The organism is Kitasatospora sp. NPDC048298 (genome assembly GCF_043201465.1).
Classification (GTDB): domain Bacteria; phylum Actinomycetota; class Actinomycetes; order Streptomycetales; family Streptomycetaceae; genus Kitasatospora.
In genome coordinates this window covers 33400-48127 of the sequence record NZ_JBICYZ010000027.1, presented here as the reverse complement: position 1 = coordinate 48127, position 14728 = coordinate 33400, and the positions used below count along the sequence as shown (strand labels likewise).

Below are 14728 nucleotides of genomic sequence, written 5' to 3'. Positions count from 1 at the left end.
GCGTGCTCCGTTCCTGGCCTCGCTGCTGGATGTGACGAGGCTAGGAACACCCGCCCAGGACAATCCACTTATTGTCCTGGATACACTCCGGTACCCGCCCGCACGCCCGGGGCGGGCCTCCGCCCCCAGGAATCCCACTCCAAGAACTCCACTCCGGGAACTCCACTCCGGGAACTCCGCCCCCAGGAACGGCAGGTGCCCCGTGCGGCCGCCCACCTACAAGGCCGTCGTCGACGAGTACGCGGCCGCCATCCGCTCCGGCGCGCTCCCGGCCGGCACCCGGCTGCCGACCCATCGCGCCCTCGCCCGAGAACGGCGGATCGCCCTCGCCACCGCCACCCGGGTCTACGCCGAACTGGCCGCCGCCGGACTGGTGGTGGGCGAGCAGGGGCGCGGCACCTTCGTCCGGCTGCGGTCCGGCTACGACGGCCCCGAACCCTCACGAGCGCTCCCGGTGCCCCGGGTGGCCGACCTCTCCTTCAACCAGCCGCTCGCCCCCGGGCAGGGCGACCAGCTCCGGCGGGCCCTGCGCGCGCTCGCCTCCTCGGGCGACGCCGAGGCCCTGCTGCGCCAGCACCCGCCGGGCGGCCACCGGCACGACCGGGCCGCGGTCGCCACCCACCTGCTGGACCGCGGGATCGACACCCCGCCCGAGAACGTCCTGCTCACCAGCGGTGCGCAGCAGGCCCTGGACTGCGTCCTGCGCACGCTCACCCGCCCCGGGGACGTCCTCGCCGCGGACGCGCTCGGCTACCCGGGCATCAAGCTGCTCGCCACCGCCCACGGGCTGGACCTCGCCCCCGTACCGGTCACCGCCGCGGGCCCGGACCTCGACGCGCTCGACCGGCTCTGCCGCACCCGGCCGGTGCGGGCGGTGTACACCCAGCCCACCGTCCACAACCCGCTCGGCTGGGTGCTCGACGCGGCGCAGCGCGAGCGCCTCGTCCGGCTCGCCGCCGACCACGGCTTCATCCTCGTCGAGGACGGCACCTACGCCTTCCTGGAGGCCACACCGCCCCCGCCCCTGCACACCCTCGCCCCCGAGCGCACCTGCTACCTGGCAGGCCTCTCCAAGAGCGTGGCACCCGGTCTGCGGTTCGGCTTCGCCGTCCTGCCCACCCACCTGGTCCGGGCCGCCACCACCAACCTGCGCACGGCGGCCTGGGGCACCCCCGGGCTGATCACCGCCCTCGCCACCGGCTGGCTCACCGACGGCACCGTCGCCCGGCTGGAACGGGAACGCCGTACGGACGCCGCCGCCCGCCAGTCCATCGCCCGCACCGCCCTGGCCGGCCTGACCACCACCGCCCACCCCACCTCGTACATCGTCTGGCTCACCCTCGAACCCCACCAGCGCCCGGACCACGCGGCCGCCGCCCTGGCCGCCGCGGGCATCCTGATCTCCACCGCCGACGCCTTCGCCACCACCCCCCACCACCCCAACGCCCTCCGCCTCGCCCTCGCCACACCCCCGCTCCCCACCCTCCCCGCCGTCCTCACCCACCTCCGCACCACCCTCGAAGCCATCGCCCCCTGACTCCCCCAGCCGGCACAGCATCAGAAGTCGGCCTCGCCGACTTCTCCCTCCCCCGCCGCGCGGGCGAAGCGGGCGCTCCAGTCGGCGAGCAGGCTCCGCAGGGCGGGTGGGGCGAGTACGTGGAACTCGGCGCCGAGGGAGCCCAGGGCCATGGCGGGCCAGTCGAGGGAGTCGGCCGTCATCCGCAGGCGGCAGCGGTCGGGGGTGACGGGTTCCACGGTGGCCCAGCGGCCGACGCGGGCGCGGACGTGGTCGGCCGGCGCCTCGACGAGGGCCTCCACGAGGTGCGGCCGGGGCATGCCCTGGAGGCCCGCGCGGACGAACTCCGCCGCGTCGGCGGCCGGGAGGGCCCTCGGGGCGAAGCGGGCGCCGCTGCCGGACGGGACGGTGAGGCGGTCGATGCGGAAGCTGCGCCAGTCGGCCCGGTCGAGGTCGTACGCCACCAGGTACCAGCGGCGGTTCAGGCAGACCAGCCGGTGCGGTTCGACGTGCCGCTCCGTACCGCGCCCGTCGGCGGCCGTGTACGAGAACCGCACCCGTTCGCCGTCCCGGCAGGCGAGCGCCACCACGGTCAGGACGTCCGGGTCGACGCCCGCACCCGTCCCGGTCCCCCAGTCCACCGGGACGGTCACCGCGCGCAGTGCCTCCACCCGTCGGCGCAGCCGGACCGGCATCACCTGGACCACCTTCGCCAGCACGCGCACCGAGGCCTCGGCGACGCCCTCCACCGGGCTCTCGGCCGCCGCCTGCAGGCCCACCGCGAGGGCCACCGCCTCCTCGTCGTCGATCACCAGCGGCGGCAGCGCCGCGCCCGCCGCCAGCTGGTAGCCGCCGTCGACGCCGCGCTGCGCCTCGACGGGGTAGCCGAGTTCGCGCAGCCGGTCGATGTCGCGGCGCAGGGTGCGGACGGAGACGCCGAGCCGGTCGGCCAGTTCCTCGCCCGGCCAGTACCGGTGGGTCTGGAGCAGGGAGAGCAGTCGCAGCGTCCGGGTGCTGGTGTTGGCCATGCCCCCGATTCTCCCGGGATTCAGGACAGGAAGTGGCCGCAATGGTCCGTAGCGTTGTTCTTGCCCGAGGGAGCGGGACCCGAGCAGGGCCCACCAGACCCGCAGGACCCGCAGGACCAGAGCAAAACCAGAGCAAGACCCGTGCAGGAACCGTGCAGGACCCGAACGAAAGGCCGTCACGATGACCACGCCCACCACCCCCGCCGCCAGCCCCCGGAACCTCACCGGCGAGCGCGCCGACCTCCTGGTGGCCCTGGAGAAGCAGCGGCACTTCCTGCGCTTCACCACCCGCGACCTCACCGACGAGCAGGTCGGCCTGCGGACCTGTGCGAGCGAGCTGTGCCTGGGCGGCCTGATCAAGCACGTGACCAGCGTCGAGCGGCTCTGGGCGGAGTTCATCGTGCAGGGGCCGTCCGCGATGCCCGACTTCACCAGCTGGACCGAGGAGGACCTCGCCCGCCGCGCGGACGAGTTCCGCATGCTGCCCGGCGAGACGCTGGCCGGTGTCCTCGCGGCGTACGCCGAGGTCGCCCGCCGCACCGACGAGCTGGTGGCCGGCCTCCCCGACCTGGACGCCACCCAGCCGCTGCCGAAGGCCCCCTGGTTCGAGCCGGACGCCGAGTGGTCGGCCCGCCGGGTGCTGCTGCACATCGCCAACGAGACCGCCCAGCACGCCGGCCACGCCGACATCATCCGCGAGTCCCTGGACGGCGCGAAGAGCATGGGCTGAGCCGGTCCCGGACCGGCCGGGGTCCGTCGGCAGCCGCCGCCGGACCCCGGGACCCACGGACCTGCCCCGGAACCGCCCCGGAACCGCGCTCAGGCCCGCCCGACGAAGGTGAACCCGGCGCCGTCGACCACGCCGCGGACCAGGGCCTCGTCCAGTGGCTGCGCGGAGGCCACGGTGACCCGGCCGCTCGGTGCGTCGGCGCTGACGTCGGTGACACCCGGCAGGACGGCGAGTCCGGCACTGACCGTCTTCTCGCAGTGGCCGCAGCTCATGCCGTCGACGGCGAAAACAGCGGTGGTGGACATGGCGGCGCCTCCGATGGCAGGTCAGACGGAACGAGCCGACCCGGACGGATCGACCCGCCCCCACCACACCCGAATCCGACGGCGGCGCCCAGGGACACGCCGCCCGGGTGACACCATCGAGCGGTTTCGGGAACCGCCGGGGCCTCCCGTCCGACTGGCGTCCGCACGGTGGCCGGCCGTGGTGACGCGCGCCACTCCCTGAACCGCCGCCGCTCCCCGCCGCGTCACTCCAGGTACGACCGTTTCGCACGTTCGGGCGACGGCCCGGCCCGCAGATCCCGTCCTGTCCCGTCCTGGAGCACTTCCGCGATGTCCACCCCGGCCCCGCTCGGCGGCCACCCGGCCACCACCGCCCTCCCGCTCACCCACACCGGCCACACCGCAAGAACCGCCCGCACCGCGGGAGCGAGCCGTTGAGGGCGCCCGCGCTGCTCGCCCGCCGACGCCCCCGGCACGCCGTCCTCGCCCTCGCCCTGGTCGCGGCGCTGGCTGCCGGGCTGCTCTGGTGGCGGCCGTGGAGCGGGGGCGAGGACGGGGACCGGCTGGCCTTCACCACCGCGCCCGGCGGCTCCGCCCGCTTCGGCACGGGCGAACACCTGTACCGCTACAAGGTGCGGGTGGAGAACGGGATCGCCGAGAGCCCGGCGCAGTTCGCCGCCGAGGTGGACGCCGTGCTCGGCGACGTCGGGCACGGCTGGGCGGCCGGCGGCACGGCCTCGTTCCAGCGGATGCCCGCCGACCCGGTGGACTTCACCGTGTACCTGGCCACCCCGGAGTCCACCGACCGGATCTGCGGCCAGTACGGGCTGGACACCGGCGGCTGGGTGAACTGCGGCGTCACCCACCAGGTGGTCATCAACCTCAAGCGCTGGAACGAGCTGTCCGAGTTCTACCAGGGCCGCCCCGAGCAGTACCACGCGCTCGCCGTCAACCACGAGGTCGGCCACATCCTCGGATACGGCCACGTCGACTGCCCCGGACCTGGCGCCCCGGCGCCGGTGATGATGCAGCAGATCAAGGGCCTGCACGGCTGCGTCCCCAACGGCCGGCCGTACTCGGACACCGGCGCCCTGCTCACCGGCCCGCCCGTCCAGGCCCCGAGCAACGCGCCCTGACCTGCCGGCACCCGCCCCCCGTGCCGGGCCGCCTGCCGAAACACGGATAATCCTGGTCGGACCGGACGCACCGCACCGCGCGCCCGGTCCCGGTCGTGTTCCAGTCGGTGCCGGTGGAGGAGAAGCGTTGAACGGTGTGCCCGGCGGGGAGATCCTGGACTGGCCGGTGCTGCTGGAGGCCGCCGAGGCGGCCGCCCGGGCGACCACGGGCCGGGGCCGGGTCGCCGACTACATCCCGGCCCTCGCCAGCGCCGACCCGGAGGCCTTCGGCATGGCCGTGGCCACCGTCGACGGGGAACTGCACGGCGTCGGGGACTGGGAGCGGCCGTTCTCCGTGCAGAGCGTCTCCAAGCTGTTCTCGCTCGCCCTCGCGGTGGCCTACGGCGGCGACACGCTCTGGCGGGGCGTCGGCCGCGAGCCGTCCGGCAACCCGTTCAACTCCCTGGTGCAGCTGGAGACCGAGCACGGCATCCCGCGCAACCCGTTCATCAACGCGGGCGCCCTGGTGGTCACCGACCGCCTCCAGACCATGACCGGCGACGCCTCGGGCGCGGTACGGGAGTTCCTGCGCCGCGAGTCCGGCAACCCGCTGCTCGACACGGACCCGGTGGTCGCCGCCTCGGAGGCCGAACACGGCCACCGCAACGCCGCGCTGGCCCACTTCATCGCCAGTCACGGCAACCTGGAGAACCCGGTCGAGACCGTCCTGGAGCACTACTACGCCCACTGCGCGGTCGCCACCAGCTGCCGCGACCTCGTCCTGGCCGGCTCCTTCCTCGCCCGCTACGGCGTGCGCGCCGACGGCACCCGGCTGATGTCCCGCAGCGAGGCCAAGCGGATCAACGCCGTCCTGCTCACCTGCGGCACCTACGACGCCGCCGGCGAGTTCGCCTTCCGCGTGGGCCTGCCCGGCAAGAGCGGCGTCGGCGGCGGCATCCTCGCCATACTCCCCGGCCGCGCGGCCGTCTGCGCCTGGGGCCCGCGCCTGGACCAGGCCGGCAACTCCGTCGCCGCGGTCGCCGCCCTGGACACCCTGACCACCCTCTCCGGCTGCTCGGTGTTCTGATCCCCGGCGGGGAACCCGGGCCCCGGCCGTCCGCACAGCGACCGGGACCCGGTGGTTCGAAGGGCGGCCGGCCGCCGTCGGGGAGGGCTACTCCACCGTCACGCTCTTCGCCAGGTTGCGCGGCTTGTCCACGTCGCGGCCGAGGGAGACGGCGGCGTGGTAGGCCAGCAGCTGGAGCGGGATGTTGAGCAGCAGCGGGTCCAGCTCGGGCTCGCTCTTGGGCACCAGGATGCAGTGGTCCGCGAGCTTCTCCTCGGGCCGCCGGTGGGCGATCGCGATGACCCGCCCGGAGCGGGCCTTGATCTCGCCCAGCGTGGTCAGGTTCTTGTCCAGCAGCTCGTCGTCCGGAACCAGTGCCACGGTGGGCAGTTCGGGGCTGATCAGCGCCAGCGGGCCGTGCTTGAGCTCGCTCGCCGGGTAGGCCTCGGCGTGCACGTAGGAGATCTCCTTGAGCTTCTGCGCGCCCTCGCGGGCCACCGGGAAGCCGCGCACCCGGCCGATGAACATCATGCCCGTCGACTCGGCGTACTCGGCGGCGAGTCCGGCGATCGCCTCGCTCTGCTCCAGCACCTCGCGGATCTGGTCGGGCAGTGCCTGGAGCGCCGAGACGATCCGACGCCCGTCGGCGGGCGACAGGTCGTGGATGCGCCCGAAGTGCAGGGCGAGCAGCGCGAAGGCGACCACGGTGGAGGTGAAGGCCTTGGTCGAGGCGACGGAGACCTCGGGACCGGCGTGCAGGTAGATACCGCCGTCACACTCTCGGGCGATAGCGCTGCCCACGGTGTTGACGACGCCGAGCACCCGGCCGCCCTTGCGCTTGATCTCCTGGACGGCGGCCAGCGTGTCGTAGGTCTCACCGGACTGGCTGACCGCGACGTACAGGGTGTCCGCCTCGATCACCGGGTTGCGGTAGCGGAACTCCGAGGCCGGCTCGCTGTGCGCGGGGATGCGGGCCAGCTCCTCGATCAGCTGCGCGCCCATCTCGCCCGCGTAGTAGGCCGATCCGCAGCCGAGGATCTTCACCCGGCGGATCTCGCGCAGCTCCCGGGCGTCCAGGTTGAGGCCGCCGAGGTGGGCGGTGGCGAAACGCTCGTCGAGGCGGCCGCTCAGGGTGCGCTCGACCGAGCCGGGCTGCTCGTGGATCTCCTTGAGCAGGAAGTGCTCGAAGCCGCCGGTGTCGTAGGAGTCGACCTCCCAGTCCACGGTGGACGGCTGGCGGTGCGTGGTGCGGGCGTCCGCGGTGAAGGTGCGGAAGCCGTCGGCCCGGACGGTGGCCAGCTCGCCGTCCTCCAGGTGGACGACCTGGCGGGTGTAGCGGACCAGCGCGGAGACGTCCGAGGCGGCGAACATCTCCTTCTCGCCGATGCCCAGCACGATCGGGCTGCCGTTGCGGGCGACCACGATGCGGTCCGGCCGCTCGGCGTCGAGCACCGCGATGCCGTAGGTGCCGACCACCCGGCTCAGCGCGGCGCGCACCGCGTCCTCCAGCTCCACGCCCTCGGCGACGTTCGCCGCGATCAGGTGGGCGAGCACCTCGGTGTCGGTCTCGGAGTGGAACACGGCGCCGTCGGCGGTGAGCTTGGCGCGCAGCTCGTCGGCGTTCTCGATGATGCCGTTGTGGACGACGGCGATCCGCTCGGCGTTGTCCAGGTGGGGGTGGGCGTTGGCGTCGCTGGGGACGCCGTGGGTGGCCCAGCGGGTGTGGCCGATGCCGGTGGTGCCCTTGAACCGGGCCGGCACGGCGGCGGCCAGGTCGGCGACCCGGCCCTTCACCTTGCGGAGCTTGATCCCGCCGCTGCGCCCGGTGACGGCGACGCCGGCCGAGTCGTAGCCGCGGTACTCCAGCCGCGCCAGCCCCTCCAGCAGGAAGGGGGTCGCGTCCTTGGGGCCGATGTAGGCCACGATTCCGCACATGCGTGGTCTCCTCTTCGAAGTCTTCGGAAGGTCGGGAACGACGGTCTAGTCGGGAACCGCGGTCCGGTCGGGAACCGCGGCCCGGTCGGAAGGAACAGCGGCCCAGCCGGCTCGGACGGCCCAGCCGGCTCGGGCGGCTCAGCCGTAGACGATCCGCCGCAGCTGGCGGGCCGACAGCTCCGGCGCCGAGACCCGGCGCTGCGGCAGCTCCTCGGCGAGCCGGGCGAAGATCCGCTCGTTGGTCAGACCGCGTGCCTGGAGCTCGGTGTGGCGGCGGCGCACGTACTCCTCGGTGCTCTCGGAGAAGTACGCCAGCACCTCCGCCACGACCCGCGCCGCCTCCCGGGGCCCGAGCGGGCTGGTCCGGGTGAGGTGGGCGAGGAGGTCTTCGTGAGGGTGGGATGAGCTCGGCACGAATGAGGAGCCTAGGTCGGGCTCCCCGCCGAAGCCAAAGTTTCTGCCCGAAATCGGGCAGACATTACGACTTTCAGACCACGTTCACGCCTCCTTCACATTCGACCGCCGATCGGTCACCCGATCACCCCCGTTCCCGAAAGCCCCTTGAAGCGACGCCAACTCCGCACGTAGCGTGACCCCCTGAACACGAAGCGGAAGACCGGAGGCTTGCGGATGTGCGGGATCACCGGATGGGTCGCGTTCGAGCGCGACCTCACCGCCGAACGGGGGGTCATCGAGGCGATGACGGCCACCCAGGTCCGTCGCGGCCCGGACGCCGGCGGCGTGCACCTGGAGCCGCACGCCGCGCTCGGCCACCGCCGGCTCGCGGTGATCGACATCGCGGGCGGCGTCCAGCCGATGACGGTCGAGCACGACGGCCGGACGCTGGCCGTGCTCACCTACAGCGGAGAGGTCTACAACCACCGCGAACTGCGCGCGGACCTGGAGGCGGCCGGGCACCGCTTCCGCACCCGCAGCGACACCGAGGTCGTGCTGCGCGCCTACCTGGAGTGGGGCGAGCACCTGGCCGAGCGGCTCAACGGCATGTTCGCCTTCGCGATCTGGGACGTGCGGCGCGAGGAGCTGCTGCTGGTCCGCGACCGGATGGGCGTCAAGCCCCTGTACCTCCACCGCACCCCGGACGGGGTGATCTTCGGCTCCGAGGTCAAGGCCCTGCTCGCCCACCCCGCCGTCCGCCCGGTGGTGGACCTGGACGGGCTGCGCGAACTGCTCGGCTACACCCGCACCCCCGGCCTCACCCCGTACCGGGACATCCACGAGGTCCGGCCCGGGCACGTGGTGCGGGTGCGCCGCGAGGGCCTCACGGTGCGCCGCTACTGGGCGCTGGAGGCGCGCGAGCACGGCGACAGCCTGGAGGCCACCGTCGCCACCGTCCGGGCCCTGCTGGACGACATCGTGCACCGCCAGCTGGAGGCGGACGTCCCGCTCTGCTCGCTGCTCTCCGGCGGCCTGGACTCCAGTGCCGTCACCGCCCTCGCCTCCCGGACGCTGGGCGCCGCCGGGGCCGGCCCGGTGCGCTCCTTCTCCGTCGGCTTCGCCGGGCAGAGCGAGACCTTCCACGCCAACGACGTCCGGCAGACCCAGGACGGCCCGTTCGCCCGGCTGCTCGCCGAGCACGTGGGCGCCGACCACAGCGTCGTCGAGCTGGACGCCGCCGACCTGACGGACCCGTCCCGGCGCTCCGTCGTGCTGCGCGCCCGTGACCTGCCCAACGGCGTCGGCGACATGGACACCTCGCTGCTGCTGCTCTTCCAGGGCGTGCGCCGGCACTCCACCGTCGCGCTGTCCGGCGAGTCCGCGGACGAGCTCTTCGGCGGCTACCGCTGGTTCCACGACCCCGAGACCATCGCCGTCGAGGACTTCCCCTGGGCGCTCGGCCTCACCGGCATCGCCGGCGGCGGAGCCACCCCGCGCGAGTACCTCCTGGACGCCGAACTGCTCCGCAAGCTCGACCTGGACGGCTACCGCAGGGCCCGCTACCGCGAGGCGATCGCCGAGGTCCCGCACCTGCCGGCGGCGGATCCGCTGGAACGGCGGATGCGCGAGATCTCGTACCTCAACCTGACCCGCTTCGTCTGCATCCTGCTCGACCGCAAGGACCGGATGAGCATGGCCAACGGCCTGGAGGTCCGGGTGCCGTTCTGCGACCACCGGCTGGTGCAGTACGTCTTCAACGCCCCGTGGGCGATGAAGACCTTCGACGGACGGGAGAAGAGCCTGCTGCGCGCCGCCGTCCGGGACGTGCTGCCGCCCGCGGTCGCCGAGCGGCCCAAGAGCCCGTACCCCGTCACCACGGACCCGCACTATCCGGCGAAGCTGCGCGCCGAACTGGCCCGGCTCGCCGTCGAGCGCACCTCACCGGCCCTGGACCTGCTCGACCGGCGGCGCCTGACCGACGCGCTCGCCCCGGACACCGACCCGCAGTCCGTCCGGCTGGCCGTGGACCTCGCGCTGGACTTCGACGCCTGGCTGACGGAGTACCGGGTGACGCTGGAGCTGTGAACGTGGCGCCCCGCGGGCCCCGGGAGAGGCCTGCGGGGCGCCGGGGCGCGGGTGCCGCCACCCGGACGGCGCAGTTGGCGACGTCCGCGCCCCCATACTCCGTCCGGGTGATTGTGCGGAGCCCCATCCCGCCGGGCCCTGCGGTCCCACGGTGCGGTAGCGTCGCCGACACCTCCCGAACGGCGGGCGAATACGCGGATTACCCGCTCATCTGCCGTCAGGATGGAAGCGAAACGTTCACCTCGATCCGCCGGGGGATCCCGTCATGCAGCCGCGAGTCTTCGCGATTCTCACCGCCCTGCTCCTGGGCGTCCTGGGCCTGGGGTCGGTGGCCGTCACCGACTGGTCGCCCGCGGCGGCCACCGCGCCCCCGGCCGCCGCCCCCGGGGGCACCGCCGCCGGCGCCAAGCCGGCCGCGGCCGGTGCCGCGAGCGCCACCCCGACCGGCGACCCGGCGGTGTGGACCCGCTCCACGCTGCGCAACAAGCTGATGGCCGAGATGGACGCCACCGACCCCGGCGTCGCCCTGGCCGACCTCGACAAGATCACCAAGGAGAAGCCGTACACCGTGCGCTTCTGCCACCCGATCGCGCACGAGCTCGGCCACGCGGCGGTCAAGCGCTTCAACGCCGACTTCCAGAAGGTCATCTCCTTCCCGCACGAGACCTGCGCGGCCGGCTACCTGCACGGCGCGGTCGAGGAGATGCTCAACGCCTCCGCCCAGCCCGAGACGGACCTGCTCAAGCTCTGCGCGCCCAAGAACAACGGCCCCTGCATCCACGGCGTCGGCCACGGCACGATGTTCGTCGCCAAGCAGGACGTCGCCAAGGCCCGCGACCTGTGCAACAAGTTCCCCTCCGACCAGAACCGGATCCGCTGCTCCGAGGGCCTGTTCATGCAGCTCTTCGGCCCGGACGAGGAGGACGAACAGGCCAAGGCCAACCTCCCGGCCGACAAGCTCGCCCAGGACCCGCTCTACCCGTGCAAGGACCAGCCGGCGCTGTTCCAGTCCGCCTGCTTCTTCTACGCCCCGACCTTCTACCTGTCCTCGCACGACTACCCGAACCACCCCGAGGTCTACGCCGAGGCCCTCAAGTGGTGCCTCGGCGGCAAGGCCGGCGGCGGGGCGGTGGACTGCAGCCGCGGCGTCGGCTCGCGCACCATGAAGTACAACCTGGACCGCGAGGACTGGGCGGCCGAGCAGTGCGCCACCGCCGCCGACGGCTGGCAGCGCAAGGCCTGCGCCGAGGGCCTGGTCAGCTACTACACGGTCAACTACACCGACGGGGGCGCGGCCGGACGGCTCTGCGCCAAGATCACCAACAAGGAGATGCAGGGCTACTGCCGCTCGGCGAGCGGCCTGTCCAGCACGCTGGACTGACGCCCCGCTCACCCGGACCGACACCCCGGTCTCAGCATGAGGGCCCGCGCCGCACGGCGCGGGCCCGTTTGCGTAGGATCACCCGATCATCGCCTGATCAGGGTGCGCCAAGGACGCCGCGCCTCGCCCCGCCCCTCCCCGGCCTCCCTGGAGCACGCCATGACCACCGAGGACATCCCCGGCGCCGATTTCCGCCGTGCCGCCCACGCCACCGCCGACCTGGTCTCCGACTACCTCGCCGAACTTCCCGGGCGCCCGGTCTGGCAGCCCATGGACGAGGCCGCCCGCCGGGCCATACTCGACGCCCCGCTGCCCGCCGAGGGCCGCCCGCTCGACGAGCTGGTCGGCGCCATCGGGCGGGACGTCCTCCCGTACCCGATGGGCAACGGCAACCCGCGCTTCTTCGGCTGGGTCAACTCCGCCCCCGCCCCCGCCGGGGTGCTCGCCACCCTCGCCGCCTCCGCGATGAACCCCAGCTCGGCCGGCGGCGACCACGCCGACGTCCACCTGGAGCGCACCGTGGTCCGCTGGACAGCCGAGCTGGTCGGCTTCCCGCACCCGGCCGGCGGCGGCCTGCTCACCTCCGGCACCTCGATGGCGACCATCGTCTGCCTCGCCGCCGCCCGCAACCGCGCCGCCCGGCGGGCCGGCCGGGACGTCCGCGAGGAGGGCCTGGCGGGCCTGCCCCCGCTGGTCGGCTACGTCACCGGCGAGACCCACTCCTGCGTCCGCAAGGCCGCCGAACTCCTCGGCCTCGGCAGCCGCCACCTGCGCACCGTGGCCACCGGCCCCGACGGCCGACTGGACACCGCCGACCTGCGGGCGGCCGTCGAGCGCGACCGCACGGCCGGCCTGCTGCCCTTCCTGGTGGTCGCCTCGGCCGGCACCGTCGGCGCCGGCGCGGTGGACGAGTTCGGCCCGATCGCCGACCTCTGCGAGGAGCAGGGCCTCTGGCTGCACGTGGACGGCGCGTACGGCGCCTTCGGCCGGCTCGACCCGGCCATCGCCCACCGCTACGCCGGCCTGGAGCGCGCCGACTCGCTCGCCCTCGACCCGCACAAGTGGCTCGGCGTCCCGGTCGACTGCGGCTGCGCGCTGGTCCGCGACACCGAGGAGCTGCGCGGCACCTTCAGCCTCGTCCCGTCCTACCTGCGCGACGAGTCGGCCGGCGCACTCGGCTGGTTCTCCGAGTACGGCACCGAGCAGACCCGCCCCTTCCGGGCCCTCAAGGTCTGGGCCACCATCGCCCACAAGGGCCGCGCCGGCCTCGCCCAGGACATCGCCCACTGCACCGCGCTGGCCCGACGACTCGGCGAACTCGTCGAGGCGGACGAGGAGTTGGAGCTGCTCGCCGAGGTGCAGACCTCGATCGTGGCGTTCCGCCACCGCGCCCCCGGACTGGACGAGGCCGCCCGCGACACCCTCAACCGCGACCTCCCCGTCGCCGTCCAGTGGCGCGGCCGGGTCTTCGTCACCGGCGCCCGCCTCGGCGCCGCCGAGATGCTCCGCGCCTGCCTCCTCAACGCCGCCACCACGGAGGACGACCTGCACCTCCTGCTCGCCGAGGTCAAGGCCGCGGCCGCCGAACTGCTCGGATAGCGGAACCGGATCCGCGCCCACCACCCCGGCCCGTCCGGCGGGCGCGGATCCGACCGGCGGTCAGTCCTTCGCCTCGACCTCGACCGCCGCGCGGACCTCCAGCGTGTTCTGCGCCAGGTCCTCCGTCCTGCCGGCGCCCGTGTGGTCGACGACGATGCCGACGGTGCTGCCGTCCGCCCAGACGCAGGCGGTCTCCGAGGTGGACGGGTACACCAGCACCGCGCACATCAGCTGACCGCCGAGCGGGCCGGCCGGGAAGTCCTCCACCTCGGTGACCGTCTCTCCCCCCGCGTCGCCGTTCCCCAGGCGCCCGAAGTACTTCAGCACCTCCTGCTGCGGATCCGAGAAGATCCCGGTCAGCCCGATCACCGTCAGCGTGGTCTCGGTGGTCCCGGCGGTTCCGTAGCCGGCCACCGTGACCTCCCGGTACGGGCTCAGGGCGGTCAGCCGCCGCTGGTAGTAGCCGCGCGCGGCCCGGGCGTTGCCGTCCTCCGGCATCCGCACCTGGTAGCCGAGCTCCTCCGGCAGCAGGATCCGGTGCGGGGGCGGGGCACCCGCACCGGTCACGGCCGCGACGGTCAGCGCGGTCGCCAGACCGACGACGACCGCGCCCGCCGTCACGAGCTTCAGGGGCACCCTGCGGTACCAGGGCAGCGGAGCCACCGGCTCCAAGGTGTTGGCCCAGATCGCCTTCAGGCCGCTGGATCTCTCGGGGGCCTGCTCGGATTCCATACCGACCGTCTCATCTCACTCGCATGATCAAATGCCGAACGAATTCACGGATGGTATGGCAACGCACCGAGCCCACGCACCGGTGTTCCGGGGGCGGCTCCGTCAGGAGCGGCTTCCGGGGTCGTTCGGGTGCGGTTCCAGGGCCGTCACCGTGGCCGTCATCCACGGCCACAGCGGCAGGGTGCCGAGCACCTTCTCCCGGAGTTCCGCCTCGTCGGCCGCCCGCCAGACGCCGATGCTGCGCCGCTCGCCGACCGGCCGCCACAGCCGTGCCAGGTGGCCGGCGGCGGCCAGCTCGCGGGCGCGGACGGCCTCGGCGGCGCGGCGGCGGTCCACCTCCTCCTCGGGGGTGCCCGCGGGCACGGCGGTCGTGATCTCGACCAGGAACTCGTTCACGGCAAGGCTCCGTTCTCCATGGATCCGCGGCGGGGTCACACCTCTCGCCGCCCTTCGCACTACCAGGTCCCGCAACTGCCCTGAGCCGCCCGCACCGCGCCGGCGGGGCGCGGTGCGGGCGGGCCGCCTCAGCCCCGCCCGGCGGGCCGCACCGTGCAGGCCGCGTTGGCGAGCATCGGCCCGAAGCCGCCGAACAGGGCGCCGATCACCTGGTGGCAGGTGGCGGCCTCCTCGGGCGTCCTGGGGCCGTTGTCGGCGGCGCCGGCCGGCCGGGCGAGGGCGAGCGGCGCGGCCAGCAGCAGGGCGCAACAGGCCGTCGCCAGTGCGGAGTTCCTCACGGACGTGGAAGCGGACATCGGAAAGCCCCTTCGGAAGGAGTCGGGATCGGCGGAAAGCCGAGCCATCCCTATCCGAAGGGGCTCCCCCGCTCAGGGATCCTGGGCCATCCGTGAGCGTTTCCGGATC

14 protein-coding genes are annotated in these 14728 nt (G+C 73.7%); 7 read left to right on the top strand and 7 right to left on the bottom strand.

Annotated features, from left to right (window positions below; genetic code table 11):
* Window positions 1-202: 202 nt before the first annotated feature.
* Window positions 203-1537, top strand: a complete 1335-nt coding sequence (locus ACGF0D_RS20810) for a PLP-dependent aminotransferase family protein (RefSeq protein ID WP_392918239.1) — start codon at window positions 203-205, stop codon at window positions 1535-1537.
* A gap of 20 nt (window positions 1538-1557) precedes the next feature.
* Here ACGF0D_RS20810 and ACGF0D_RS20805 read toward each other — a convergent pair whose 3' ends face one another.
* A complete protein-coding gene (locus tag ACGF0D_RS20805; protein ID WP_392918236.1) occupies window positions 1558-2544 on the bottom strand; it encodes a helix-turn-helix transcriptional regulator in 987 nt (328 codons plus the stop codon).
* A gap of 181 nt (window positions 2545-2725) precedes the next feature.
* Between ACGF0D_RS20805 and ACGF0D_RS20800 the strand changes: the two genes are divergently transcribed.
* Window positions 2726-3274: a DinB family protein gene (locus ACGF0D_RS20800; RefSeq protein WP_392918234.1), complete on the top strand. Its 549-nt coding sequence runs from the start codon at window positions 2726-2728 to the stop codon at window positions 3272-3274.
* A gap of 89 nt (window positions 3275-3363) precedes the next feature.
* Here ACGF0D_RS20800 and ACGF0D_RS20795 read toward each other — a convergent pair whose 3' ends face one another.
* A complete protein-coding gene (locus tag ACGF0D_RS20795) occupies window positions 3364-3579 on the bottom strand; it encodes a heavy-metal-associated domain-containing protein (RefSeq protein WP_359898470.1) in 216 nt (71 codons plus the stop codon).
* A 413-nt stretch (window positions 3580-3992) separates the two neighbouring features.
* Between ACGF0D_RS20795 and ACGF0D_RS20790 the strand changes: the two genes are divergently transcribed.
* Window positions 3993-4694 carry a DUF3152 domain-containing protein gene (locus tag ACGF0D_RS20790; protein WP_392876127.1) on the top strand — a complete coding sequence of 234 codons (702 nt, stop codon included), beginning with the start codon at window positions 3993-3995 and terminating at the stop codon, window positions 4692-4694.
* 154 nt (window positions 4695-4848) lie between these two features.
* Window positions 4849-5760, top strand: a complete 912-nt coding sequence (locus ACGF0D_RS20785; protein WP_392876829.1) for a glutaminase — start codon at window positions 4849-4851, stop codon at window positions 5758-5760.
* Between the two features lie 87 nt (window positions 5761-5847).
* Here the strand turns inward: ACGF0D_RS20785 and glmS are convergent, their stop codons facing one another.
* Both glmS and ACGF0D_RS20775 read right to left on the bottom strand, forming a co-directional pair.
* Window positions 5848-7674, bottom strand: coding sequence for a glutamine--fructose-6-phosphate transaminase (isomerizing) (gene glmS, locus ACGF0D_RS20780; RefSeq protein WP_392876130.1), 1827 nt, complete (start codon window positions 7672-7674; stop codon window positions 5848-5850).
* Window positions 7675-7812: 138 nt separating this feature from the next.
* Window positions 7813-8088, bottom strand: coding sequence for a hypothetical protein (locus ACGF0D_RS20775; RefSeq protein ID WP_359817625.1), 276 nt, complete (start codon window positions 8086-8088; stop codon window positions 7813-7815).
* Window positions 8089-8304: 216 nt separating this feature from the next.
* Between ACGF0D_RS20775 and asnB the strand changes: the two genes are divergently transcribed.
* The 3 genes from asnB (at window position 8305) to ACGF0D_RS20760 (ending at window position 13135) form a co-directional block, all read left to right on the top strand.
* Entirely contained in the window at window positions 8305-10155 is a 1851-nt protein-coding gene (asnB, locus tag ACGF0D_RS20770; protein WP_392918232.1) for an asparagine synthase (glutamine-hydrolyzing), read from the top strand.
* A gap of 265 nt (window positions 10156-10420) precedes the next feature.
* Window positions 10421-11536, top strand: a complete 1116-nt coding sequence (locus tag ACGF0D_RS20765) for a hypothetical protein (RefSeq protein ID WP_392918229.1) — start codon at window positions 10421-10423, stop codon at window positions 11534-11536.
* Between the two features lie 159 nt (window positions 11537-11695).
* Complete coding sequence (locus ACGF0D_RS20760; RefSeq protein WP_392918226.1) at window positions 11696-13135, top strand: pyridoxal phosphate-dependent decarboxylase family protein; 1440 nt, start codon at window positions 11696-11698, stop codon at window positions 13133-13135.
* A gap of 60 nt (window positions 13136-13195) precedes the next feature.
* Here ACGF0D_RS20760 and ACGF0D_RS20755 read toward each other — a convergent pair whose 3' ends face one another.
* The 3 genes from ACGF0D_RS20755 to ACGF0D_RS20745 form a co-directional block, all read right to left on the bottom strand.
* The gene (locus tag ACGF0D_RS20755) at window positions 13196-13867 is read right to left on the bottom strand and encodes a hypothetical protein (RefSeq protein ID WP_392918224.1); all 672 of its coding nucleotides are present in this window, start codon (window positions 13865-13867) and stop codon (window positions 13196-13198) included.
* Window positions 13868-13969: 102 nt separating this feature from the next.
* Window positions 13970-14263 carry a muconolactone Delta-isomerase family protein gene (locus tag ACGF0D_RS20750; RefSeq protein WP_392876147.1) on the bottom strand — a complete coding sequence of 98 codons (294 nt, stop codon included), beginning with the start codon at window positions 14261-14263 and terminating at the stop codon, window positions 13970-13972.
* 128 nt (window positions 14264-14391) lie between these two features.
* The gene (locus ACGF0D_RS20745; RefSeq protein ID WP_392876150.1) at window positions 14392-14619 is read right to left on the bottom strand and encodes a hypothetical protein; all 228 of its coding nucleotides are present in this window, start codon (window positions 14617-14619) and stop codon (window positions 14392-14394) included.
* Window positions 14620-14728: the final 109 nt, after the last annotated feature.